Raw genomic sequence first — 23,702 nt, 5'->3', positions numbered from 1 at the left:
ATGCTTCCCCGAAACTCCGACCTCGACCGACGGTGGCCGCGCCGAATCGGACTCCTGTTCGCAGTCGCGGTCGTCGCCGCAGTCGTCGGCGTCGGTCTCGGCGGCGGCGTCCCCGGCCCGCCCCACCGACTCTACGGGACAGTCACCGACCAGAACGGCACCGCCCTCGCGGGTGCGACGGTGGAAGTCGTCTACGGCGGCCAGACGGTTGCCACCGCGACGGCGAACGCGAGCGGATTCTACGACGTGTCGGTCGAAGACCCCGACGTGGACAAGTCCGGCGAGACGCTCGCGCTCTACGTGAACGGTAACTCGACCGGCGCGACCACGACGTGGGAGTCGGCCGCCTCCGAGCGACGCGACCTGACCGGCACCGCGTCGAACGGCACGTACAATCCGACCACCACGCCGACGACTACCGCCGCGACGACCACCTCTACGACGACCACGACGAACGGAGGGTCGAACGGCGGCGGGAATCCGGGCGGGTCGAACGGCGGCAGTCCGGCCGGGTCGGAGAACGACGCGACCGACCCGGACCGCTCGACGCCGGGCGACGACTCGACGCCCGACGGCACGGTTTCGGCGACCGGAACCGAAGGCCCCGCGACGAACCGCACGGCGACGACCGACCCGGCACCCGACGCGACCACCGCCAGCGAGACGCCGGACGCGACGACGACCGTCGGCACGACCACTGACGCGACGACTGGCGAGGCGACCGGCGACGCCACGACGTTCCCCGACAGTCCGGCCGTCGCCGCGGTGGGAGGTGCCGCGCTGTTCGCGCTAGGTGCCGCGGGAGCGATGGGGATTCAGAAGCTCTTCGGGTAGCGCGTTAAATCATCACCAAATCGTATTAACCCCCTTATTTGGTATTAAAATATCCTTAGCCATTCAGGGGTAGCCTCTTGTATGGCTTCGCGGATGGTTCATCCATGACCGAGTACCCACCATCAGATTCGGGAGACCACCACGAGCAAGGTGGCCGAACCCAGCGACTCCTCGCGGACCCCGAGGACTATCGAGCGAACTGCGGCGTCGGCGTCGTGATGAACCTCGACGGGGCGACCGACCACGAGATTCTGGCCGACGGTCTCGACCTGCTGGCCAACCTCGAACACCGCGGGACGACCGGCGCGGAGGAGAACACCGGCGACGGCGCGGGCGTCCTGCTGGAGAAGCCCCACGGCTTCTTCGCCGACGAGGTGCCGGACCTGCCCGCCCCCGACGAGTACGCCGTCGGGTCGGTGTTCCTCCCGCAGAAGGACTCGACCCGCGAGCGATTGCAGACGCTCGCCGAATCGCTCCTCGCAGACGAGGGGTTGGACCTCTTTCACTGGCGGGAGGTACCGACCGACAACTCGGACCTCGGCCGGACCGCGCTCGACGCCGAACCCGCGGTCTGGCAGTGCTTCGTCCGCGCCGAAGACGGGGCCGAACTCGACGCCGAGGCGTTCGACAGAAAGCTCTACGTCGCCCGGCGCGCCCTCGAAGGGTCGGTCGGCGAAGTGGACCTCGCGGGGGCCGACCGCTTCTACGTCTGCTCTCTCGACCGCCAGACCCTCGTCTACAAGGGCCTGCTCAAGGGCGAGCAACTGCCGGGCTACTTCCCGGACCTCCGAAACGACCGCCTCGAAACGACCTTCGCCATGGTTCACGCCCGATTCTCGACCAACACCCTCGGCGCGTGGCACCTCGCTCACCCCTACCGAAACGTCGTCCACAACGGCGAGTTCAACACCATCCGGGGCAACGTCAACTGGATGCGCGCACGGGAGAACGACCTCGAATCCGACGCCTTCGACCCCGACAGCGTGACGCCGGTCGTCGCCGACCCCGAGGGGAGCGACACCGCCGCAGTTGACAACGCCCTCGAACTCCTGTTGCAGGACGGCCGCGAACTCCCCCACGCGCTCCGGATGATGGTCCCCGAGGCGTGGCGCGACGACGACCACATGGCCGAGGCCCGCCGGGAGTTCTACGACTTCCACGCCTCCCTGCTCGAACCGTGGGACGGTCCCGCGCTCGTGGCCGCCACCGACGGCGACCGTGTGGGCGCGGTGCTGGACCGCAACGGCCTGCGTCCCTGCCGGTACGACGTGACGACCGACGACCGCCTCGTGATGGCGAGCGAGGCCGGTGCGCTCGACACCGACGAGAGCGAGATTCGGGAGCGCGGCCGACTCGAACCCGGCCAACTCTTTCTGGCCGACCCCGAGGAGGGCCGGGTCGTCCCCGACGCCGAGGTGTTCGAGGACCTGACCGACGAGAAGTACGGCCAGTGGGTCGAAGACGAGCAGGTCGAACTCGACGCCGACGACGACCCGCGCGCGTCGGCGAGCGCCGACGCGCGCATCGACGCCAGTCTCCGCGAGCGCCAGACCGCGTTCGGCTACACCCGAGACGAGTTGGACGAACTCCTCGAACCGATGGCCGCCGAGGGCAACGACCCCGTGGGGTCGATGGGCGACGACACGCCGCTGTCGGTCCTCTCTTCGTTCGACCGGCCGCTGTTCTCGTACTTCAAGCAACTGTTCGCGCAGGTGTCGAACCCGCCAATCGACTACATCCGCGAGGACTGCGTGACCAGCCTCGAAAGTCGGTTGGGCAACCAGCGCAACCTGCTGGGGGAGTCGCCCGACCACGCCCGCCAGTTGGTGCTGGACTCGCCCGTCCTGACCGACGCCGAGATGACCGGGGTCCGCGACTGCGGCCTCCCGACCGAGACGGTTGACCTGACCTACGACCCCGACACCGACCTCGAAACAGCGGTCGAGCGTGTCCGCCGGGAGGCCAGCGAAGCGGTCGAGTCGGGCACCGAGATTCTGGTCCTCTCGGACCGCGACGTGGGACCTGACAGACTCGCGGTTCCGAGTCTGCTGGCGACCGGTGCGGTCCACCACCACCTCGTCCGGAACGGCCTCCGGAATCGCACCGGTCTCGTCGTGGAGTCGGGCGACCCCCGGACGGTCCACCACCTCGCGTGTCTCGTGGGCTACGGCGCGGGCGCGGTCAACCCCACGCTGGCGTTCGAGTCCATCGCGGACATCGTGGCCGGACCCGAGGGTGCAGACGAGTCAGACGCAATCGACGCCTACGTCGGTGCGCTCGAAGACGGACTCCAGAAGACGATGGCGAAGATGGGCATCTCGACGGTCGAGAGCTACCGCGGTGCCCAAATCTTCGAGGCCGTCGGACTCGACTCGGACTTCGTAGAGGAGTACTTCGAGGGCACCCCCGCCCGGACCGAGGGCGTCGGCGCGGATGGCGTCGAATCCGACCTGCGCGAACGCCACGCCGCGGCGTTCGGCGAGGGAAGCGAACCCGAGCGCCAAGGCGAGTTCGAGCATCGCTCGAACGGCCGCCGCCACCAGTGGAACCCCGAGACGGTCGGCACCCTCCAGCGCGCGGTCCGAGAGAACGATTCGGACGCCTACGCCGAGTTCGCCGAGGCCGCCGACGACCAGAACGGCGGTCCCCAGACCCTCCGGGGCCTGCTGGCGTTCGACGGCGAGGGCCGCGAGTCGATTCCGGTCGAGGAAGTCGAACCGATTTCGGACATCGTAGAGCGATTCTCGACGGCCGCGATGAGTCTCGGGTCGCTGTCGCCCGAGGCCCACGAGAACAACGCGATTGCGATGAACCGCCTCGGCGCGAAATCGAACACGGGAGAGGGCGGCGAACCGCCCGAACGCTTCGGCACCGAACGCGAGTGCAACGTCAAGCAGGTCGCCTCCGGGCGGTTCGGCGTCACCAGCGCCTACCTCGCCAACGCCGAGGAGATTCAAATCAAGATGGCCCAAGGGTCTAAACCCGGCGAGGGCGGCCACCTGCCGGGGAGCAAGGTCAACGAGATGATTGCCCACGTCCGGTACGCCACGCCCGGCGTCGGTCTCATCTCGCCGCCGCCCCAACACGACATCTACTCCATCGAGGACCTCAAACAGCTGGTCTACGACCTGAAGTCGGCCAACTCCGACGCCGACGTGAACGTCAAACTGGTCTCGGAGGACGGCATCGGGACCATCGCCGCGGGCGTGGCGAAGGCCAACGCCGACGTGGTTCACGTCTCGGGTCACTCCGGGGGCACGGGAGCGAGTCCCCGAACCTCAATCAAGCACGCGGGCCTGCCGTGGGAGTTGGGTCTCGCGGAGGCCAACCAGATGCTCCGGGAGACCGGCCTGCGCTCGCGGATTCGCGTGAGCGTGGACGGGGGTCTGAAGACGGGCCGCGACGTTGCAGTCGCGGCCCTCCTCGGGGCCGAGGAGTACGTCTTCGGCACGGCGAGTCTCGTCACCTCCGGGTGCGTGATGGCCCGCCAGTGCCACGAGAACACCTGTCCTGTCGGGGTCGCCACCCAGCGCGAGGACCTGCGCAAGCGGTTCCCCGGCGAACCCGACCACGTGGTCAACTACATGACGTTCATCGCCCAAGAACTCCGGGAAATCATGGCCGACCTCGGCTTCGAGACGGTCGAAGAGATGGTCGGTCAAGTCGAGTGTCTCGAACAGCGCGAGACCGACCACCCGAAGGCCCGGACTCTCGACCTCTCGGGAGTCGTGGCGGAACCCCGAGACCGCGACCCCGAGAGTCCCCAGCGCACCAAGACCCGCGAGCAGACCCACGAGATAGCCGACCACCTCGACCGGGACCTGCTCGGAGTCGCCGAGAGTGCGGTCGAAGACGGCGACCCCGCGAGCGTCGAGACCGAAATAGGCAACGAGGACCGCGCGGTCGGCGCGATGCTCTCGGGGCGCATCTCCGAGGTTCACGGCGAAGAGGGTCTACCGACCGGGACGCTCTCCGTGGACTTCCGGGGCACCGCGGGCCAGAGCTTCGGGGCGTTCCTCCAGTCGGGCGTGGACTTCCACCTCACCGGCGCGGCCAACGACTACCTCGGCAAGGGGCTTTCGGGCGGACGAATCGCCGTCTCGACGCCCGAGTCGGCGGCCTACGACCCCACTGAGAACGTCGTGGTCGGCAACGTCGCGCTCTACGGCGCGACCGGCGGCGAGGTCTACGTCAACGGTCTCGCTGGCGAGCGGTTCGCGGTCCGCAACTCCGGCGTGAAAGCCGTCGTGGAGGGCGTCGGCGACCACGGTTGCGAGTACATGACCGGCGGCGTCGTGGCGGTGCTGGGCGAGACGGGCAAGAACTTCGCCGCGGGGATGAGCGGCGGGGTCGCGTACGTTCTCGACGAGTCGGGCGACTTCGCCGAGAGCGTGAACAAGGGGATGGTCAGCCTCGAAACCTCGCTGTCGGAGCGTGACGAGAACGTCCTGCGCCGCCTCGTGGAGAACCACGCGGCCTACACCGACAGCGAGCGCGCCGAGGAACTGCTGGCGAACTGGGACGCGGTGCTGGAGCGGTTCGTGAAGGTGATGCCCGAGGCCTACGAGCGCGCCGTGACGGAGGAAGGCCGCGAGGACGTGCGCAACTCGCCGCCGCCGGAGGCGCGAGTCCGTGAGGACTCGGGGCGAGCGGTGCAGAGCGGGGCGGATTAAGTAATCAAATCTATCATAAATTCTTTCGCTTCTTTCGCCTTTTCTATAGACTTTCTTGTTGCAGTTCCTCCTAGCATAAATACTGTTGTTATAAATCCTGAGAATACGACTGACATAGAAATCCGTGTTCCCATGGAAGTAGCGGCAATGTTTTGAAAATCACCCTCATTAAGAGCAAAAAGAAAGTAAACAATAAACGATATTATAGAAATCCCGAGAGTTCGGAGGAGATATGCCGAAAATAAACTCATATTCATGCGTGCAGATACAAACACAAGAGCTATCAAAATAAGAAAAATAATGATTGAAAAGACTGAATTCATCGTATTTCCACTCTTTATCCACTCACTTATAATGAGAAAAGCATATAGAGTTATAAATGCCCACCCTACATCAAGCTTCCAATTAAAGACTAAGCATCTCTTGGCGTGTTTATTAGGTATTCTCTGGATTAACCAAAATATTATAAACATACCTAACAAAACACTTGCTAATATGGCGAGAAATGGTTCCCTTATACCAATAATTGGAAAGAATAATCCCACGCTAGCGAGAAAACGCCTAAATGAAGACCATAATGCATTATACCCATTCTGCCAGTTTTCTTGTTTCTTTTGAATTATCTCTCTATTCCCTTCGATAGTTTCCGAATATTCTTTGAGTATCTTTTCTTGAAATTCCTTTGAGGGGAAATCCTTTTTCAGCTTTAATGATTTAAAGTCTACTCCGGTACTAAGAAGATTTAAATCCAATATAACTAACAAATTCTTTGGTATTTCCACTATAAATGAAAATACTGACAGATACAGGGAATAAACACCAGACATCAGTAGTAATACATACAAAAATATAGCAAAATTATAACTTAAATATCTGGAGCTAGCTAACTCCCTAGCTAAATTCCCTATATTGAATTCGGATAGCGGTAGTGTCAACAAAGATGTGGAAAAAGTGGAAATAAGTAAAGAAGAAGTGGTGACTATTAAACCTATGGCGGTTAATAGAATCCGGAGATACTGAGCGGCTTGTTCTTGAAGCCACCGATTAGTTTCAATCTGGTTATCAACCCGTCGCTGTGCTTCCTCATACCAAGTCTCCCATTCTGACTCAGAAATGCTGGAAGATATATCTATTTTGCCTTCGTCATCCGCTTTCATCGGTTAGAATGCTGTATAATTCGGTACTAAATACTTCTGGTTGAATTTAGAATGAACGGCTGATTCGTTACAGATACGACGCGTCCCACCGAACCGGCTTCTTCGTGTTCCCGCACTGGTTGCACTCCAACCGCTCCATCGAGTCCATCGCGGTGTCGAAGCTCTCGCAGTTCGAGCAGAACCATCCGTAGAGGTCCTCGGCGTCCTCGTCGCTGTAGGCCGCGAAGAACGGGGCCTTCGACCCGCGCTCGTTCTCGGCCCAGTTGACGTAGAGGGTCCGGCCGTCGTACTCGCGGGTCTCGAACTGCTCTTTGCCCGCTTGGACGTAGACGTTCTCGACGTAGGTCCCGTCGCCGATTTCGGTCTCGCGCTCGGTTGCCTTCTCGAAGCCGTTGGCCTCGTAGAAGCGGTTGCCGTTCTCGTTGCCAGCCAGCACCTCCGCGGCGACGCGTTCGACGCCGCGCTCCGAGAGGACGGCTTGGGTGTGTTTCAGGAGAGTGGACCCGACGCCGCTGTCGCGGTTGTCCGGGTCCACGTGCAACCAGAGGATGGTGCCGGTCGGGTCCTCGGGGAGGACCAGACTCTGGGAGAACCCGACCACCGTGTCGCCCGCGACGGCGACGAGGTAGACCATCCCCTCCTCGTCGAGTTCGGCGTCCATCGCGTCGTCTGCGTACCAGTTCTCGACCGCGGTTTCGACGACTTCCCGGTCGAGAACGTCGGCGTAGGACGCCCGGAGCGACTCCAGCGCGACGTTTCGGATGCCCTCCACGTCATCCGACTTGGCTTCGCGGATTTCGATTCCGTCGGACTCGACCTCTCTCTGTCCCATGGTCCATCTATTCGACGTTTTCACTGATAAACGTTCTACCCGATTCGCGCAAATCAGACGAAAACCGGACGGTCGGTGGAGTCCGTGCCGGACTCCTACCCAATCGTCTCGGTTCGGGCGAGAAACTGCCCGGGCGTGGGATTCTCGGTCGTCGGGGCGGGTTTCCGACTCCAGTAGGTCTTTGGGACGCGCCGTCCAAGCGCGGGCATGGACACCGCACTCGTCGTCGGCGGCACGCGGTTCATCGGCCGCCACCTCGTCTCGGAGTTGCTCGACCACGACTACGACGTGACGATTTTCAACCGCGGGAACCACGACAACCCCTTCGCCGACACCGACGGCGTGGCCCACTACGAGGGCGACCGGACCAACGAGTCGGCGTTAGAACAGGCCGCGCGCGAAGTCGAACCCGACGCCGTGTTCGACTGCGTGGCGTACAAGCCTCGGGAGGTCCGGGCCGCCACGGAAATCTTCTCGGACGCCGACGCCTACGTCTACATCTCGTCGGGCGACGCCTACGGCAACGAGGAGATTCCCAAGCGCGAGGGCGAGACCGAACTCCGGCCCTGCACGCGCGAGCAGGCCACCGACGACACCTCGGAGACCTACGGCAACCGGAAGGCCGAGGGCGACCGGGCGATTCGGGCGGCCGCAGAGCGCGGCGTCAACGCCTACAGCGTCCGGCCCTGCATCGTCTACGGTCCCCACGACTACACCGAGCGACTCGACTACTGGATTGACCGGGTAGTCAACTACGACCGGGTGGTCGTGCCGGGCGACGGCGACAACGTGTGGCACCGCGCCTACGTCGAGGACGTGGCGAGTGCGCTCCGAACCGTCGCCGAGGAGGGCACGCCCGGCGAGTCCTACAACGTCGGGGACCGCCGAATCGTGACGATAGACGAGATGGTCGAACTGATTGGGGACGCACTGGACACCGACGTAGAGATTGTCCACGCGGGAGAGCGTGAACTCGCGGCGGCGGACCTCGCGCCCGAGGACTACGTTCTCTACCGGGACTACCCCCACGTGCTGGACACGGACAAACTGGCGAATCTGGGGTGGGACTCGACACCGCTTTCCGAGGCGATGGAGCGAACCGTGGTCGAACACCTCGACAGCGACCGGGACGGGAGCGAGTACGACCCCGGCCGGGAGGCCGAAGAGCGCGTTCTGGGCGTGTTAGACACGCTCTGAGCGGTCGAAGGCGGGGTCCCGCCGCTCGATTCCGCGTGTCGGCGAGTCGGACTCGCCGACCCCGCATCTCCCGACGTTAATCACGATTTGAGACCGTTCGCAGGGCCGCGCTACCGGTTTCAGGAGGCTGATAACAAACACACTCGGGGTTCACTCTCGGGACATGACCCGGCATCGCCACCGAACGTCCCACTGCTCGCGGGGCCGACCATGATACGCGAGACGATTCGGACGACGGTCAGAGGCGTCGGGGTCGTCTGTCTGACGGCCGTCGAGGTCACTGCGCTGTCGGTGTGGTTCGGACTGATGGCCGACGCCGACCCACTCTCGGTGCCCGCGCTGGTCGGCGTGGGCGGTCTCTCGGCCGGGATGCTCGTGGAGGCGCTTTTAGTCCACGTCACCGTCAACGGGTGGAGTCGGCCGATTCCGGCGCAGGCGGTCGCGGGTCTCACGCTGGCCGAAACCGCGCTGTGGGTGTGCTGGTTCGCGGTGGTCCGGTGGGCCGAGGGCGTCCTCGGCGTCGTGGCCGCCGGACTCGCGCTTTCGATTGCGCTGGTCCCGCGCCACACCGCGGTGGACAACGCCGTCCGCGACCGGAACGCCCTCGCCTCGCTGGTCCAGCGCGCGACGGTCGGACTCGCGGTGCTTCAGGCCGCGGGCGCGACGGCGTGGCTTCTGGTCGTCTCCGGCGCGGTGGCCCTCCCCGAGTGGTTGCTCGCGGTCCCGGTCGCCGGATTTTCGGCGAGTGCGGTGGTCGGCGCGGGACTACTCGCCGGTGCGGTGTTCGCCCGGCACCTGCTGGCGGTCCGCCACGCCCTCCGGGGCGTTCCGGAGTCGCCGAAAGCGGGGTGGCGGTCCTCGCACGGGACGGTTCGGAAGTAGATAGCGGTTTCTTTCGGGAGTGTTTGTGTTTCTTTCGGACATTTTTACCTTTCCTTCGGACGTTTATATGTTTCCGTCGTCTGTTTGGTCGTCGTCTGTTTGGTCGAAGGAACGACGATGCCTCGGACCGCCACCGCACAGCGACCGCGGACGACTCGAACGGCTAGCTTCAGGCTTGAACCAATCATGACCGCACGGCACCGCCACCGCACCGCGCCCCCGTTCCTCCCCGCACCGCTCGCGCCTGTCGGCGCTCGCGGTGCGCGTCCCGTGGTCGGTAATACTTTCGCGTCCCGTGGTCGGTGATACTTTCGCGTCCCGTGGTCGGTGACTCTCACGTCGCGCGATTCGGAACGTTCCACGGGAGCGCGGACTGTCACCGTCCACGAGGGGTCGGCCGGTGGAACGAGTCGTTGGTTCAAGCAGTCGGTCGCGGTCCGTCGTCTTCCTCCAACTCGCTGTCGTCGCCGTCCATCCCCGAAATCTCTCGCCGCCGTCCATCCCCGAAATCTCTCGTCGCCGTCTACCTCCGAATCTCCGTCGTCGGTGTCGTCCGAAAACGCGCACCGCCGAAACCACCGCGAGCAGTCGAATCCGTCCCGACAGAGAGGTAAACTGTTTTCCCCGCCCGCCATAGAGTAGCGGGTATGTTCGACAAAACGACGTGGATTCGCCTGCCGCGCAACGTACTGGTAGGCCACGGCGTCCTCGACCAGACCGTCGAGGCCGTCTCCGAACTCCACCTACAGGGCCGTCCGCTGGTCGTCACCAGTCCCACCCCGCGGGAGGTGGCCGCCGAGCGCGTGGCCGCCGACTTCGAGGCGGCGGGCGACGACCCCGCAATCGTGGAAATCGAGTCAGCGAGTTTCGAGTCGGTCCAGCGCGTCATCGAGGTGGCCCGCGAGGTAGACGCTGGCTACCTCGTCGGCGTCGGCGGCGGGAAGGCCATCGACATCGCGAAGATGGCCAGCGACGACCTCGGCACCGGATTCGTCTCGGTCCCGACCGCCGCGAGTCACGACGGCATCGTCTCGGGCCGGGGTTCGGTCCCGGAGGGCGACACCCGCCACAGCGTGGCCGCCGAACCGCCGCTTGCGGTCGTCGCCGACACCGAGATTCTGGCCGACGCGCCGTGGCGACTCACCACCGCCGGGTGCGCCGACATCATCAGCAACTACACCGCGGTCAAAGACTGGCGACTCGCCAACCGCCTCCAGAACGTCGAGTACTCCCACTACTCGGCCGCGCTCGCCGAGATGACCGCCGAGATGCTGGTCGGCAACGCCGACTCCATCAAGCAGGGTCTCGAAGAATCGGCGTGGGTGGTCGTGAAGGCGCTGGTCTCCTCGGGCGTGGCGATGTCCATCGCGGGGTCCTCGCGCCCGGCCTCCGGCGCGGAACACCTCTTTTCTCACCAACTCGACCGGATGGTCCCCGACGCGGCGCTCCACGGCCATCAGGTCGGCGTCGGCACCGTCGTCGCCGAGTATCTCCACGGGGGCGACTGGCGGGGCATCAAGCAGGCGCTCGCAACCATCGGCGCGCCCACCACCGCGGCCGAACTCGGTATCGAGGACGAGACGGTCGTCGCGGCGCTGACCGCGGCCCACGAGATTCGGGACCGCTACACGATTCTGGGCAACGGGATGAACGAGGACGCCGCCATCGAAGCGGCCGAGACGACCGGCGTCATCTGAGCGCGGGTCGCATCCGGCCGTCGCTCGCGCGTCTCGCCGCTCAGTCGTCCTGCGCGACGCGGAGGAACGCCAGCGCGCCGCCGAGGAGCGCGGCGTTCTTCAGGAAGTGAATCGCGTGTTGCTCTTTCTCCTCGTCGTCGTCTCTCGACCAGAAGTCGTGCATGACCGGCGTGATGGCGACGAAGAAGGTGGCGACCGCTCCGGCGGCGAGTCGCGGGAGTTTCCACGCCGCGATGCCCAGACCGCCGAACAGCAGACTCCCGCTGATGGCCGGAACCGACCGCTCGGCCGCGGGCGCGCCCTCGCTGTCGGCGAACGCAATCATCTCGTCCAACTTCCGGAAGTTGTCCAGCGCCGTGAACGCCAGCACGCCGCCGAACAGCGCGCGGGCGATTTTGAACGAAGTCGAGTGGGTCTTCGGCCCGTCGTCGTCGGTCGTTTCCTGCGCTACGTCGCTCTCCGTCGAATCGCCTGACATGGACGAACGTAGCCGATTGAGCGACTTACGTCTGTCCGTCGCGTTCGGAACTGCCGGTGTCGGGCGTCACTCCGCGCCCGGAATCGGGAAGTCGGCCAGTTCGGGATACAGCAGGTCGTCGGGCCGGTCGCGCCACCACCGGACCTCGGCGATTTCGCCCTCCCGCGGCCGCACCTCGCCCGAGACGCGCTCGCCGTCGAAAATCACGATGAGGCGGTGAATCGCCGGTTGCTCTCCCTCGGCGTCCCGAATCTCGACGCGGTGGGCCTGCCGGACGCCGGTAATCTCGACCTCGACGCCGCTCTCCTCGCGGGTCTCGCGCCGGGCGGCCGCTTCGAGGCTCTCGCCCGCTTCCTGCTTGCCGCCGGGGTCGCTCCACGCCGACTCTCCCTCGTGGCGAACCAGCAGGACCCGGTCCGTCTCGTCGGTCGCCCAGACGCCCGCCCCGCCGAGGGTTCCGGCCTCGAACCGCTCGCGGACGCCCCGGTACGCTTCCGGCGGGTGGTCCCACGCCTTCTCGACTCGCTCGACGCTCGCGTACTCGCGTTCGAGGCGGTCGAGGGCGTCCCGGACCCGACGGCGCGAACGCTCGGTAACGGTCATTGCCGACGGTTCGGCCGGACCGAAGAAGGAAGTGACGGTCGCTACCCGAGAACAGCGGAGACGAGTCCGCTACCCGAGTTCGGCGCGCTGGAACCGCCAGAAGCCCACCAGCAGGGGAGCGACCACCCACGCCGCGAGGACGACCAGCATGAACTCGGGTTCGAGATAGAACGGCGTCGAGGGGTCGGCGGGCGGCAGGTCCCGGTAGCCCGCCGGAAACGCGAGGCGGAGCGACTGGAGGTAGGCACTCGTCGGACTCAGACTCTGGACGAGCGACTCGGTGTTGGCCGCGAGTTCGACGCCGAGGGTGTCCTCGAAGACGAACCGGAGCGCACCCACGACCGAGAACGCCGACCCCTGAATCCAGAGGACGTTGAACACGAAGAAGTAGCCGATGGACCCGGCCATCGCCCGCGACCGGGAGGCAGTCAGCGCCGAGATGCCCACCGCGACCGAGACGTACGCCAGCGTGTAGAACAGCGTCAGGCCGACCACGCGGGCGAACGTCGCCAACTTCGCTTCGGGGTACCACACCGCCGACAGCACCGCCGCGACCCCGAACGCCAGCAGAATGGCCCCGGTGACGAGACCCGCCCGCGAGAGGTACTTGCCGAACACCACGTCCCGACGCCGGTTCGGAATCGACAGCAGGAACTTGATGCTCCCCGACTCGCGCTCACCGGCGATAGAGAGGTAGGCCGCGACGAGCGCGACCAGCGGGATGAAAAGCACCGCGAGACCCGACATGTTCCAGAGTTGCCGGAGGACCCGCGGGTTCTCGCCGGTACTCCCGGTGTAGAAGAACAGCACGGCGAACAGGGTGTAGATGCCGCCGACGAACCACAGCAGTTTCGCCCGGCGAACGTCCTTGAAGTCCTTGCGGACCACCGCGGCGAGACTCACGCCGCCACCTCCGGGGACTCCTCTGTCTCGCCGGTTTCGCGGTTCACGTCGGGGTCCTCGTGGGTGTACCGGTTGAACAACTCTTCGAGCGAGGCTTCCTCGGAGTGAACGTCGCGGACGGTGGCCACCTCGTCGATTCGCTTCAGCACCTCGATTTTCGCGCCGGGGTTCGAGCAGACCGCGGTGATGGCCTTACCGTCGGCGCTCGCGCGCTCGACGCCCGCGAGCGCCGCGAGGTCGAGGTCCGCGGGCACGCGGTCCACCGTCGCCGTAATCCGGCTGGTCCCGCCCGAGGCGTCTCGGAGGCCCGCGATGGTGTCCTCGGCGACGAGTCGCCCGTCGCTCATGATGCCTACTCGGTCGCAGACCGCTTCGACCTGCGGCAGGATGTGGCTGGAGAAGAAGATGGTGGTGCCGCGACTCGCTTCCTCGCGGAGCAACTCGCGCATCTCCTGAATCCCGTTGGGGTCGAGTCCCGACGACGGTTCGTCCAGAATCAGCAGGTCCGGGTCGCCGACCAGCGCCATCCCCAACGCGAGGCGCTGGCTCATCCCCTTCGAGTAGCCACCGGCGCGGCGCTCGCGGGCCGACGGGTCGAGTCCCACCCGGTCGAGAATCGCGTCCGGGTCGGCGTCCGCGTCCTTGGTCTCGGCGACCCACGAGACGTGTTCCCGGCCGGTGAGTCGGTCGTAGAGGGTCGCTCCCTCGGGCAGGACGCCGACCCGCTCGCGGATGGCTTGGGTCTCGCGCTGGGCGTCGTAGCCCAGCACCTCGGCCGACCCGTCGGTCGGGCGGATGAAGTCCAACAGCACGTTGATGGTCGTAGACTTGCCCGCCCCGTTCGGACCGAGGAAGCCGAATATCTCCCCCGATTCGACCGTGAGGTCGAGCGAATCGACGGCGAGTACGTCGTCGCCGAATCGCTTGGTCAGGTCGGTCGTGTCGATGGCAGTCACGTTCGCGTCGTGGGCGCGCCGACACTTATTGATTTGCGAACGCATCGGAGCCAGCGAGAGGGTCAGGCCGACCCTGCCCGTCGAGCAACAGAGCTTAGACGTGCGTGTCGAGGAAGTCCGCGACTGTCGTGTAGGCCTCGATGCGGTTTTCGAGCTTCGAGAAGCCGTGGCCCTCGTCCTCGAAGACGAGTTTCTCGACCGGGACGCCCTGTTCGGCCGCTACGTCGGCTATCTGCTCGGCCTCGCCGACCGGGACGCGGGGGTCGTTCGCGCCGTGGAGGACCAACAGAGGTGCCTCTATGTTCTCGATGTTGTTGATGGGACTGATGGATTCGAGGAACTCACGGTCCGACTCCAGCGACCCGTACTCGGCCTCGCGGTGTTCGCGCCGCCAGTCGCCCGTGTTTTCGAGGAAGGTGACGAAGTTGGCGATACCCACGATGTCCACGCCCGCCGCCCAGAGGTCGGGGTACTCCGTCAGCGCCGCGAGGACCATGAACCCGCCGTAGGACCCGCCCATGGCGACGATGCGGTCGGGGTCAACGACCTGCTGGTCCCGAAGCCACTCGACACCGGCCTCGATGTCGGCCACCGAGTCCATCCGCTTTTCCACGTCGTCCAAGTGGGTGTAGGCCTTGCCGTAGCCCATCGACCCCCGGACGTTGGGTTCGAGGAAGGCGTAGCCCCGGTTCAGGAAGTACTGCTTGACCGAGTAGAACATGGGTCGGCGCTGGCTCTCGGGACCGCCGTGGATGTCCACGACGACGGGGGTCTCGCCCGCTTCGGCGTCCTCGGGCACGGAGAAGAACGCCGGAATCTCGCGGCCGTCGAACGACTCGTAGCGAACCAGTTCGGGTTCCACGAACGACTCCTTCGGGAGACCCGCGGTCGCGGCGTCGGTCCAGCGCTCGAAGTCGCCCGACTCGGCGTCCACGACGTAGACGTTCGAGTTCTCGGTACTCCCGGTGACGGTGACTGCGAACCGGTCGGCGTCGTCGTCGAACGTCATGCCGCCGACGATGCCCCGCGGGAGACCGTCCGGGGTCGAGAGTTCCCGGAAGTCGGTCTCGCCCGTGAACTCGGCGACGGTCAACTCGGTGTAGCCCTCGACGTTTCGACCGAAGATGAACCGGCCGGTGTCCTCGTCCACGGTGAGACTCTCGACGTTCCAGTCGCCCGCCTCGACCACGGGGTCTAGGTCCCCGGACGCCACGTCGAGGCGCGCGAGGTACTCGGTGTCGGCACCCTCGTCGGTGGTGAGGTAGAGCGCGCCTCCGTCCGGACCCCAGTTGACCTGCCCGTAGCGCACGTCGCCCTCGTGTGGCGTCAGGTGGTTCAACTCGCCAGACTCCAAATCGAGGACGTACACGTCGTAGTCGAAACTGGAGTGCATCTCCACGAGCGCGAGGGCGTCGTCGTCGGGACTCCACCCGGTGACGGTGAACCAGCTATCGCTCTCGTAGACCAGTTCGGCCTCGTCGTCGTCGCGGCCCTGCACGTACACGTCGAAGACCGACTCGTCGCGGCGGTTCGACGCGAACGCGAACTGCGACCCGTCGGAGTTCCACCCGCCCCAGTAGTGGATGGCGTCGGGTTCGTCGGTCAGGGGCGTGACCGTCTCGCCGTCCCCATCGAGACGGAACAACTGGGTGCGCTCGTTGCCGCCCTCGTCCATGCCGAATATCAACTCGTCGCGCTCGGGCGACCAGTCGGCGAACCCGACCGCCTCCTCCTCGAAGGTGAGTTGCTGGGGCCACTCGCGGGGACCGTCGAGTCGCCACACCTGCGGGACGCCCGTGGTGTCCATCAGAAAGGAGAGGCGCTCGCCGTCGGGACCGAACGACGGCGTGTTCGCGCTCCGCACGTTGAGATAGCGCTCGAAGTCGTACGTTGCCATGCCTCGTGGTTATCAGCCGACAGCTAAATCGCTTTGGACTCCGGAAGTCGGTCGGCCGGGACGCGGTTTCGCCGGGGCGCGTTCGCCTCGGGAAACAGCCGATTACGCCGGTTCACCGGGTGATTAACAAAACCGGGAAACCGCGAACCCCGACCCGAGAAATGAATCGGACTCGGGTTCGTGTGGTCGCAGTCGTGACGTTGGTCGTGGCGGCAACTGCACTCGGCGTCGGGACTCGCGCGGACCGACGCCGCCGACGCGACGGGGCGCGCCTCCCACGAAGGCGGTGGTCCGTCCGGCCGGGTCGAACTCGGGGACGCAGACGCCGAAGTCGTCGGGGCGGGACGCGGCGACCTCGCCGGATGGTCGGTCGCCGCGGTCGGCGACGTGAACGGCGACGGCGCGGCCGACCTGCTGGTCGGCGCGCCGTCGTACAACGCGACCGGCGAGGACACCGCGACCGGCGCGGTCCACATCGTCTACGGCGGCGAGACGGACGAACTCTCGGGGACCGTCTCGCTGGCCGAGGCCGACGCGACCCTCGTCGGGGCGGGACGCGGCGACCTCGCCGGATGGTCGGTCGCCGCAGTGCCGAACGCGAGCGAGAGCGGCGACGACGGCGAGCGAAACAACGGAACTGGAAACGGGGACGGGAACGACGGCGGAGAGAAAAGCGGTGGCGAAGGCGACGGAAACGACGACTGACGGTCCCGGTACCGAGTCACGGCGAGCGGTTCGCCTCGTCGGAGCGGTTCCGCCGGAGCGGTCGGCGCGAACGCGGTAGACAGAGCCTATACCCACCGCGAAGTCGAAATCAGCAATGGAACTCGTAGTAACAGGTGGTTCTAACGCCGGTGGGTCACGAGGCTTCCGCTGGGCGTCCCGACGGTGGAACGCGCCGGGAGTCCGACCGACCGTCCGGTCCGACGACTCCGGAGGTCGGCAGTCGCGGTTTCGGCTACGGGTTCGAGTCTCGCCGCCGTCTCGGAACGAAGAGTTTCTGCCCGAACCCCGCCGGGCAACTTTCGGTTGAATCGTTGAACGATTTCGGGGACCGCGTAAACAGTCGAATCGGTTTATGAGCGTTTCTATCCTCCGTTTTCTCCAACGAGGATGGCAACTGAAAGCACACGGACTTCCCGCGAGGAAGTCTTCGACGCCGTGAAGAACCTCCGCCGTCGGTACGTACTCTACTACCTCCAGCGATACGGCGGTCCGGTGGAACTCGGCGAACTCGCCGAGCAAGTCGCGGCGTGGGAGAACGACACGTCCGTATCCGAGATTTCACCGAGCCAACGAAAGTCGGTGTACAGTGCGCTCCACCAGACCCACCTGCCGAAACTGGAGTCGGCGGGAGTTCTCGAGTACGAGGCCGAACAGAGTCTGGTCCGAACGACCGACAAGGCCGCCAGACTCGACCTGCAACTCGCCAGCGACCCGCAGGCCTCCCTCCCGTGGCACCGGTTGTACCTCGGACTCGCGGCGGTGAGCCTCCTCGTCCTCGCCTCGGTGTGGGCGAATCTCTACCCCTTCACGCTCCTCTCGGGCGTCCAGTATGCCCTGCTCGTCATCGCCGTGTTCGGCGTGACGGCGCTGTTCCACACCCACGACCTGCGGCGCTGGCGACGACGCGCGAACAACGCCGCGCCGGACTTCATCCTCGAAGTGAACGACTGAGACTTATTTACGTGTTGTTGAAACAGCTGTAGATTTTGTAGAGGATTGTATAGTTGTCTTTCGGGTATCTTTGGTTATGTCTGCTGGCGACGCGCGAAGTTCGTCCGTGGACCGGCGGGCGTGGAGGGAAAACTGGGGACGGCGGGGTGGGAGACGAGGGACGGGAGAGATGGGAGACGGAGAGACGAGGGACGGGAGAGATGGGAGACGGAGAGACGAGGGACGGGAGAGATGGGAGACGGAGAGACGAGGGACGGGAGAGATGGGAGACGGAGAGACGAGGGACGGGAGACGAGAAAGTCACTAGCTTCAGGCTTGAACCAATCAGACCGCACCCGTCCCGCACCGCCACCGCGGGCCACGCCCTCCCCAACCGACTCCCTCACTCGCGCCTTCGGCGCTCGTTCGGTCGTCCACCGGCAGACAATCCGGTCTGCCGAGCAGTCGGCGCACACCGCCGACGACCTCGCGCGGGTGGGCGCGGCCACTTGCGGGCCGCGCCCGCACGCGCCGGACCGGGGGGAGTCACGCTGGCGCGCGGCGGGCGAGCGCGGAGACGAGAAAGGTTGGGTTTTTAGTCGGTCGCTTCGTGGCGCTTCGTATGCGCGTCGCGTTCGTCTCGGAGACGGTGGCCCAACACCGCGGGACGGGGGCAACGCGACGAATCCGGCGCACTGCCGAGGCGCTCTCTGGCCGGGGCCACGACGTGGTTGTCTGTTGCGCGCAGTGGTGGGACGGCGACCACGACTCGTTCGAACAGGACGGCGTGACCTACCGGGCAGTCACCGACGCGCCCGGCGAGGGCCGATTCGCCGTCGCGCTCCCGGCAGTCCTCCGGGCCGTAGACCCGGACGTGATTCAGGCCACCGCCGCCGACCCGACACACGTCCTCGCCGCGAAAGTCGCCAGTCTCTTCCTCCGGGCACCGCTGGTCGTGGACTGGTACGAGTCGCCCGACACCGGTGACGCCGACGACCCGCGGTGGCGTCTCGCCGCGAGCGTCCCGGACCTCGTTCTCACGCCCTCCGAAACCGTCCGGACTCGCGTCCGGGAACTCGGCGCGGACGGCGAGGCGGTCCGGGTCGTCCCCAACGGCATCGACCTGAACGCAATCCGCGCGGCCCCGGCCCGCGAAGTCGCCGACATCGTTTACTCCCGGCGACTCGACGCCGACGCCAACCTCGAAAGCCTGCTTCTGGCGCTGGCCGAACTCCGGGACCACGACTGGTCGGCCGTCGTCATCGGCGACGGTCCCGAGCGCGAGGTGTACGAGCGGCAGGTCCGGGACCTGCGAATCGACGACCGGGTGTCGTTCGCTGGCGACCAACCGCTCGAAAACCGACTCGCGGCGTTCAAGGGCGCGCACGTCTACGCCCAGACCGCCCGCCGGGAGGCGTTCCCGACCGACTTGCTCCGGGCACTGGCGTGCGGGTGCGCGGGCGTCGTGGAGTACCACGTCGAGTCGAGCGCCCACGAACTGGTCGAACAGCAGGACCGCGCCTTCCGAACGACCAGCGAGCAGGAACTCACCGACGCCCTCCTCACCGCCAGCGAGATGGACCCGATGGACTACAACGAGAACTTCGCGGACTACGACGACGAGCAGGTGCTGGACAAGTACCTGACCGCCTACGACGAGGCGAAAGAGCGGATGAGTTGGGTCGAACCCGCGGCCGTCGCGGGCGGCGTCGTGTTGGTGGTGGCGCTACTGGTGGTTCTGGTCGTGTTGCTGTAAAAACGAGGCGGTCGGTCGCGTCGCCCCGCTATTCTTCGAACCGCTCCGGCCCGTCCGCGGCCTCCACCGCGTTCACCGCGGCGACGTTCTCGGCAACGTCGTGGACCCGAACGATGTCGGCCCCGCGTTCGGCCGCGATTGCGGTCCCGGCCACCGTCGCGGCCGTTCTGTCGTCGTCCTCTCCAATCAGGCCGAACATCGACTTGTGGGAGTGGCCGACGAGGACGGGACACTCCAGCGCGTGGAACTCGTCGGTCCGGCCGAGCAACTCGAAGCTCTCGGCCGATTGCTTCCCGAAGCCGAGACCGGGGTCCACGATGATTTGCTCGCGGTCGAGTCCGGCTTTTTCGGCCAGCAGGACCTTCTCCTCCAGTTCGTCTATCACGTCCTCCACCACGTCGTCGTAGTGAACGTCCCTCTCGGGGACCACGGGCGCGTCGACGCTGTGCATCACGACGATTGGCGCGTCGTACTCTGCCGCGACGAATCGCATCTCGGGGTCTTCGAGACCCGACACGTCGTTCAGGATGTCGGCCCCGGCGTCGAGGGCGGCCTCGGCGACTGCGGCCTTCCGTGTGTCGATGGAGACCATCGCGCCGAGGTCGGCGATGCGCTCGATTACCGGGACCACGCGGTCGATTTCGTCTTCGACCGGAATCTCGTCCGCGCCGGGGCGGGTGGACTCGCCGCCCACGTCTACGATGTCCGCGCCCGCCTCGACCATCTCCTCGGCTCGGGCCACCGCGTCCTCGACGGCCTCGTAGCGGCCGCCGTCGTGGAACGAGTCGGGCGTGACGTTCAACACGCCCATGACCGCGGTGCCGTCCTCCCACGGGTAGCCCCGGCGGTCGGGGTCGGTCTGGATGCCCAGCGTCTCGCGCACGTCGTCGGCGAACACCGACAGGCCGTAGGGTTGGCCGTCGAGTTTCCCGGCGAGGCGCTTGAACTGCGCGAGGGTGCCCATCAACACCACGTCCACGTTCTGGTCGTCCTGTTCGTTGGTCCCCGAGAGCGCACACTCCCCGCCGAGGCTCAGCATCTCCTCTTTGAGGTAGCGGGCCTGTCGGACCTGCACACGGGTCTTGAGGACGCGGTGGACCGCCTTCCCGCGCATCCGCCAGACGCCGGGGTCGGTCACGTCCGCGCCCTCCAAGGCCTCGCGCGCGTCGTCCAGATTTCCGATGCGCTTGGGAATCTCGGCCCGGGTCCAGCGCGTCCGGGCCTCCGCGACGGCGAACAGCGACCCCGTGACGACCACGAGGTCGTCGTCGTCCGCGGCCTCAAGCGCGTTCTCCACCGCGTCCTCGACCGAGTTCCGGGTGCGAACGTCGTCCGCGCCCGACTCCTCGAACGCTCGGGCGACGACCGCCTCGTCCTCCGCGCGGTCTAAGTTCGGTTGGCAGGCGACCATTCGGTCGGGCGTCGGGAGAGCGTCGGCCATCCCGCGGAGGTCCTTGTCGTGCATCGCGCCGAAGACGAGGTGGAAGTCGCCGGTCTCGGCGTCGAACTCCGCGAGGGTGTCGGCCAGAGCCTCGCACGCGCCGGGGTTGTGCGCCCCGTCGAGGACGACCACGGGGTCCCGGCCCATCACCTCGAACCGGCCGGGCCAGTCGGCCTTCCGGAGGCCGCGAGCGAGTGCGTCGGCGTCCAGCGCCGACTCCGGCAGGTCGCGGTGGGCCGCGACCTGCCGGGCCAGCGCCGCCGCCACGCCCGCGTTCCGGGCCTGATACTCGCCGAGCAGGGGAATCTCGGTCTCGACCTCCCAGTCGGGTCCGGCGAGCGAGACGGCCGCCTCGGTGTGGTTGGTCCGGCCGCGGTACTCGACGCGCACGTCCGGCGGGTCGTCCGCGTGGTCGTCGGTGCCGACTCGGAGTACGTCCCCGGCGCAGGCCCGAACGTTGTCGAACGCCTCGCCGGTCGTCGCGGTGACCAGCGGCGCGTCGTCGGGCGCGACGTGGGCCTTGTCGTGGGCGATTTCCTCGATGGTCTCGCCGATGATGCCGGTGTGTTCCAAGGTGACGCTCGTGACCGCGCTGGCGACGGGGTTGACGACGCTGGTGGCGTCGTACCGGCCGCCGATGCCGACTTCGAGGACCGCAACGTCCACCCCCTCGCGCCCGAAGTACCAGAGCGCGAGACCGGTCATGACCTCGAAGAACGTCGGTGCCTCGCCGTCGGCGGCCCGGTCCTCGACGTACTCCCGGACCGACTCGACGTACTCCGAGAGCGCGGCCTTCGAAATCTTGCGCCCGCCGACCCGGACTCGCTCGCGCACGTCGTCGAAGTGCGGCGAGGTGTACAACCCCACGTCCAACCCCGTCTCCCGAAGGGCGCGCTCGGCCATTCTAGCCGTCGAACCCTTCCCGTTCGACCCGGCCACCTGCACGAAATCGACCCCCTCGTGGGGGTCACCGAGGTGGGCGAGCAACTCCGCGGTCGATTCCGTGCCCGGTTTGGGGCGGAACCGACGCAGGTCGAACAGGAAGTTCGCCGCCTCGTGGTAGTCCATGTCTGCGTGAACAGACGCGGCGTGCTTTAGCGTGTCGGACCGGAACGCCGGGGGACGCCGAGACCTGTCGTTTCAGTGTCTCGACTCACCAATCCACGGGACGCCCCCGTCCGACCCACCGACAGGATGCGCCGCGTCTGCGCTCGCGCTCGCGGTTCCCCGCGAGCGCAGACGCACGCGGGGAGGAACGGGGCGCGGTGCGGTTGCGGTGGCGGTCTTCATCGGAGTCGGCGATAGTGCGGTTGACGGTTGCAGTCACGGTGCGGTTGACGGTTGCAGTTGCAGTCACGGTGCGGTTACGGTGCGGTTGACGGTTGCAGTTGCAGTCACGGTGCTGTGCGATACTGTCACGGTGCTGTGCGATACTGTCACGGTGCTGTGCGGTTCTGATTAGCTCACGCAGTCGTCGGTCCCCGACCGCCGTCTACTCACGAACAGTTCGCCCGACGCACCTCCCTGAAAACTCACCGCTCGAACTCGAAGTCCGTCCGACTCCGCTCGTGGCGGACGCGTTCGTCGCTGACGCCCTCCTCGTCCATCAACTCCTGCAAGCGGCGCTCGTACTCCAGTTCGGTGAGTTCGCCCTCGACGTAGCGCCGTTTCAACTCCTCGATGCGGTCGTCGGTGGTGGGTTCGAAGTGGTCGGCCAGACCCACCTGCCGGGCCTCCGACGAGTAGCGTTCGACCAGTCGGGCGAGGCGCGCGAGGCGGTCGTCGCGGGGCATCGACGCCCGGCGGACCGCCGCGACCGACAGCCACGCTAGCAAGAGGAACGAGACGCCGCCGACGACGACGGCGGCGACGACGTACGGGGCCACCGCTTCGACCAGCGCGACGACGAACGGCGTCGTCGGGGTGGGTTGGGCAAGCACCGATACCGCCGCCAGCAGACCGACCGCGGCGATGCCCAGAAGCGCGAACAGCGAGAGAACGAACCCCGCGAGCAACGCCCTGACTCTCCCGTCGCCTAACAGTCCCATCGTCCGGGGATTGGCGTCGGTCGCACTTCAACTCTCGTCTTCCGGGAGACGACCGTCGGGAGTCGGACCCACGGTGGCGTGACTCGGAACGGGTCGGTCCCTCGTCGCGGTTTCGAGTCGCACGAGGAACACACAGATGCGGGTTAGAAAATCATTCAGTGATGTTAGAAATATAATTTTAATTCTTAAACGATTTCTCGTATATCCGGGTCCTATCTCTCGACGAGGACGGTCGTTATCGTCTCGACGGGATTCTCGGCGGGCGTGTAGAAGTCGCCGCTGTTTTCCCGGTAGTACTCGCGGAACTCACGCCCGACATCGTAGAGTCTCACCGACGACCACTCGCCGAGGTCCGTCTCGCCCGGCGGTTCGGCACCGAAGTCGTAGGTGACTCGAACGTTTTCCTCCGGAGTGTACGACTTGGCCAAGTGTTCCGGTCCGAAGACCGCGTGGGCGAACGAGCGGGTTTCGACTGACGTGGAGTCGTCCCATGTAGTCAGAAGTAGCGGGGCCGAGTGGATACGGTTCCGCCCGATGTCGATGACGTACACCTCCCCGTCGTGGTCTACTTGGGCGGCGACGTAATCTAACCCGGACCTCACACACTCGACTGGTACTGCTACGCCGGGAATCGAGTAGCGTGACGGCGATAAAATTTCCGTTCACTGGGCCGGTCGCCGACCCCGGAACGA

Annotated in this window: 18 protein-coding genes; 8 read left to right on the top strand and 10 right to left on the bottom strand. The window is 65.9% G+C overall.

Features of this window, described 5'->3' with window-relative positions; genetic code table 11:
• Both P2T60_RS04175 and gltB read left to right on the top strand, forming a co-directional pair.
• Positions 1 to 834, top strand: coding sequence for a carboxypeptidase-like regulatory domain-containing protein (locus P2T60_RS04175; RefSeq protein ID WP_276281301.1), 834 nt, complete (start codon positions 1 to 3; stop codon positions 832 to 834).
• A 104-nt stretch (positions 835 to 938) separates the two neighbouring features.
• Entirely contained in the window at positions 939 to 5,507 is a 4,569-nt protein-coding gene (gene gltB, locus P2T60_RS04170; RefSeq protein ID WP_420028695.1) for a glutamate synthase large subunit, read from the top strand.
• Here the strand turns inward: gltB and P2T60_RS04165 are convergent.
• Both P2T60_RS04165 and P2T60_RS04160 read right to left on the bottom strand, forming a co-directional pair.
• The gene (locus P2T60_RS04165) at positions 5,504 to 6,664 is read right to left on the bottom strand and encodes a hypothetical protein (RefSeq protein WP_276281300.1); all 1,161 of its coding nucleotides are present in this window, start codon (positions 6,662 to 6,664) and stop codon (positions 5,504 to 5,506) included. The two genes, gltB and P2T60_RS04165, sit on opposite strands and share 4 nt — an antisense overlap.
• Positions 6,665 to 6,731: 67 nt before the next feature.
• On the bottom strand, positions 6,732 to 7,496 hold the full coding sequence (locus tag P2T60_RS04160; RefSeq protein WP_276281299.1) for a GNAT family N-acetyltransferase: 765 nt from the start codon (positions 7,494 to 7,496) through the stop codon (positions 6,732 to 6,734).
• Positions 7,497 to 7,703: 207 nt separating this feature from the next.
• Here P2T60_RS04160 and P2T60_RS04155 point away from each other — a divergent pair, with 207 nt between their 5' ends.
• From P2T60_RS04155 to P2T60_RS04145, 3 genes are all read left to right on the top strand, one after another.
• On the top strand, positions 7,704 to 8,693 hold the full coding sequence (locus P2T60_RS04155) for an NAD-dependent epimerase/dehydratase family protein (protein ID WP_276281298.1): 990 nt from the start codon (positions 7,704 to 7,706) through the stop codon (positions 8,691 to 8,693).
• A gap of 210 nt (positions 8,694 to 8,903) precedes the next feature.
• Positions 8,904 to 9,575: a hypothetical protein gene (locus P2T60_RS04150; RefSeq protein ID WP_276281297.1), complete on the top strand. Its 672-nt coding sequence runs from the start codon at positions 8,904 to 8,906 to the stop codon at positions 9,573 to 9,575.
• 647 nt (positions 9,576 to 10,222) lie between these two features.
• Positions 10,223 to 11,272: an NAD(P)-dependent glycerol-1-phosphate dehydrogenase gene (locus P2T60_RS04145; protein WP_276281296.1), complete on the top strand. Its 1,050-nt coding sequence runs from the start codon at positions 10,223 to 10,225 to the stop codon at positions 11,270 to 11,272.
• A 40-nt stretch (positions 11,273 to 11,312) separates the two neighbouring features.
• On the opposite strand, the gene P2T60_RS04140 is transcribed toward P2T60_RS04145, so the two are convergent.
• The 5 genes from P2T60_RS04140 to P2T60_RS04120 form a co-directional block, all read right to left on the bottom strand.
• Complete coding sequence (locus P2T60_RS04140) at positions 11,313 to 11,750, bottom strand: DoxX family protein (RefSeq protein WP_276281295.1); 438 nt, start codon at positions 11,748 to 11,750, stop codon at positions 11,313 to 11,315.
• A 66-nt stretch (positions 11,751 to 11,816) separates the two neighbouring features.
• Positions 11,817 to 12,353 carry an NUDIX hydrolase gene (locus P2T60_RS04135; protein ID WP_276281294.1) on the bottom strand — a complete coding sequence of 179 codons (537 nt, stop codon included), beginning with the start codon at positions 12,351 to 12,353 and terminating at the stop codon, positions 11,817 to 11,819.
• A gap of 69 nt (positions 12,354 to 12,422) precedes the next feature.
• Complete coding sequence (locus P2T60_RS04130; protein WP_276281293.1) at positions 12,423 to 13,256, bottom strand: ABC transporter permease; 834 nt, start codon at positions 13,254 to 13,256, stop codon at positions 12,423 to 12,425.
• The gene (locus tag P2T60_RS04125) at positions 13,253 to 14,212 is read right to left on the bottom strand and encodes an ABC transporter ATP-binding protein (protein WP_276281292.1); all 960 of its coding nucleotides are present in this window, start codon (positions 14,210 to 14,212) and stop codon (positions 13,253 to 13,255) included. The genes P2T60_RS04130 and P2T60_RS04125 overlap by 4 nt, the downstream gene beginning before the upstream one ends.
• 94 nt (positions 14,213 to 14,306) lie before the next feature.
• The gene (locus P2T60_RS04120; RefSeq protein WP_276281291.1) at positions 14,307 to 16,109 is read right to left on the bottom strand and encodes a S9 family peptidase; all 1,803 of its coding nucleotides are present in this window, start codon (positions 16,107 to 16,109) and stop codon (positions 14,307 to 14,309) included.
• 216 nt (positions 16,110 to 16,325) lie between these two features.
• On the opposite strand from P2T60_RS04120, the gene P2T60_RS04115 reads away from it, so the two are divergent.
• From P2T60_RS04115 to P2T60_RS04105, 3 genes are all read left to right on the top strand, one after another.
• Complete coding sequence (locus P2T60_RS04115; RefSeq protein WP_382210403.1) at positions 16,326 to 16,814, top strand: integrin alpha; 489 nt, start codon at positions 16,326 to 16,328, stop codon at positions 16,812 to 16,814.
• A gap of 408 nt (positions 16,815 to 17,222) precedes the next feature.
• Positions 17,223 to 17,786 carry a DUF7344 domain-containing protein gene (locus P2T60_RS04110; RefSeq protein ID WP_276281289.1) on the top strand — a complete coding sequence of 188 codons (564 nt, stop codon included), beginning with the start codon at positions 17,223 to 17,225 and terminating at the stop codon, positions 17,784 to 17,786.
• A 601-nt stretch (positions 17,787 to 18,387) separates the two neighbouring features.
• A complete protein-coding gene (locus tag P2T60_RS04105; protein ID WP_276281288.1) occupies positions 18,388 to 19,521 on the top strand; it encodes a glycosyltransferase family 4 protein in 1,134 nt (377 codons plus the stop codon).
• Between the two features lie 28 nt (positions 19,522 to 19,549).
• Here P2T60_RS04105 and folP read toward each other — a convergent pair whose 3' ends face one another.
• The 3 genes from folP to P2T60_RS04090 all read right to left on the bottom strand — a co-directional run bounded on the left by folP (position 19,550) and on the right by P2T60_RS04090 (position 23,612).
• Positions 19,550 to 22,030, bottom strand: a complete 2,481-nt coding sequence (gene folP, locus P2T60_RS04100) for a dihydropteroate synthase (protein ID WP_276281287.1) — start codon at positions 22,028 to 22,030, stop codon at positions 19,550 to 19,552.
• Positions 22,031 to 22,494: 464 nt separating this feature from the next.
• The gene (locus tag P2T60_RS04095; protein ID WP_276281286.1) at positions 22,495 to 23,010 is read right to left on the bottom strand and encodes an SHOCT domain-containing protein; all 516 of its coding nucleotides are present in this window, start codon (positions 23,008 to 23,010) and stop codon (positions 22,495 to 22,497) included.
• A gap of 212 nt (positions 23,011 to 23,222) precedes the next feature.
• The gene (locus tag P2T60_RS04090; RefSeq protein ID WP_276281285.1) at positions 23,223 to 23,612 is read right to left on the bottom strand and encodes a hypothetical protein; all 390 of its coding nucleotides are present in this window, start codon (positions 23,610 to 23,612) and stop codon (positions 23,223 to 23,225) included.
• Between the last annotated feature and the right edge of the window lie 90 nt (positions 23,613 to 23,702).

The sequence above is a fragment of the Halorussus caseinilyticus genome (assembly GCF_029338395.1).
In the GTDB taxonomy this organism is placed as follows: Archaea; Halobacteriota; Halobacteria; order Halobacteriales; family Haladaptataceae; genus Halorussus; species Halorussus caseinilyticus.
This window is presented reverse-complemented; position numbering and strand designations above follow the sequence as displayed.

Bases quoted from the DNA above. Each gene is read 5' to 3' on its own strand.
- P2T60_RS04155 (WP_276281298.1), top strand. From the start codon at position 7,704: ATGGACACCGCACTCGTCGTCGGCGGCACGCGGTTCATCGGCCGCCAC.
- P2T60_RS04175 (WP_276281301.1), top strand. From the start codon at position 1: ATGCTTCCCCGAAACTCCGACCTCGACCGACGGTGGCCGCGCCGAATC.
- gltB (WP_420028695.1), top strand. From the start codon at position 939: ATGACCGAGTACCCACCATCAGATTCGGGAGACCACCACGAGCAAGGT.
- P2T60_RS04105 (WP_276281288.1), top strand. From the start codon at position 18,388: ATGCGCGTCGCGTTCGTCTCGGAGACGGTGGCCCAACACCGCGGGACG.
- P2T60_RS04120 (WP_276281291.1), bottom strand. From the start codon at position 16,109: ATGGCAACGTACGACTTCGAGCGCTATCTCAACGTGCGGAGCGCGAAC.
- P2T60_RS04160 (WP_276281299.1), bottom strand. From the start codon at position 7,496: ATGGGACAGAGAGAGGTCGAGTCCGACGGAATCGAAATCCGCGAAGCC.
- P2T60_RS04140 (WP_276281295.1), bottom strand. From the start codon at position 11,750: ATGTCAGGCGATTCGACGGAGAGCGACGTAGCGCAGGAAACGACCGAC.
- P2T60_RS04095 (WP_276281286.1), bottom strand. From the start codon at position 23,010: ATGGGACTGTTAGGCGACGGGAGAGTCAGGGCGTTGCTCGCGGGGTTC.
- P2T60_RS04145 (WP_276281296.1), top strand. From the start codon at position 10,223: ATGTTCGACAAAACGACGTGGATTCGCCTGCCGCGCAACGTACTGGTA.
- P2T60_RS04165 (WP_276281300.1), bottom strand. From the start codon at position 6,664: ATGAAAGCGGATGACGAAGGCAAAATAGATATATCTTCCAGCATTTCT.
- folP (WP_276281287.1), bottom strand. From the start codon at position 22,030: ATGGACTACCACGAGGCGGCGAACTTCCTGTTCGACCTGCGTCGGTTC.
- P2T60_RS04150 (WP_276281297.1), top strand. From the start codon at position 8,904: ATGATACGCGAGACGATTCGGACGACGGTCAGAGGCGTCGGGGTCGTC.
- P2T60_RS04135 (WP_276281294.1), bottom strand. From the start codon at position 12,353: ATGACCGTTACCGAGCGTTCGCGCCGTCGGGTCCGGGACGCCCTCGAC.
- P2T60_RS04110 (WP_276281289.1), top strand. From the start codon at position 17,223: ATGGCAACTGAAAGCACACGGACTTCCCGCGAGGAAGTCTTCGACGCC.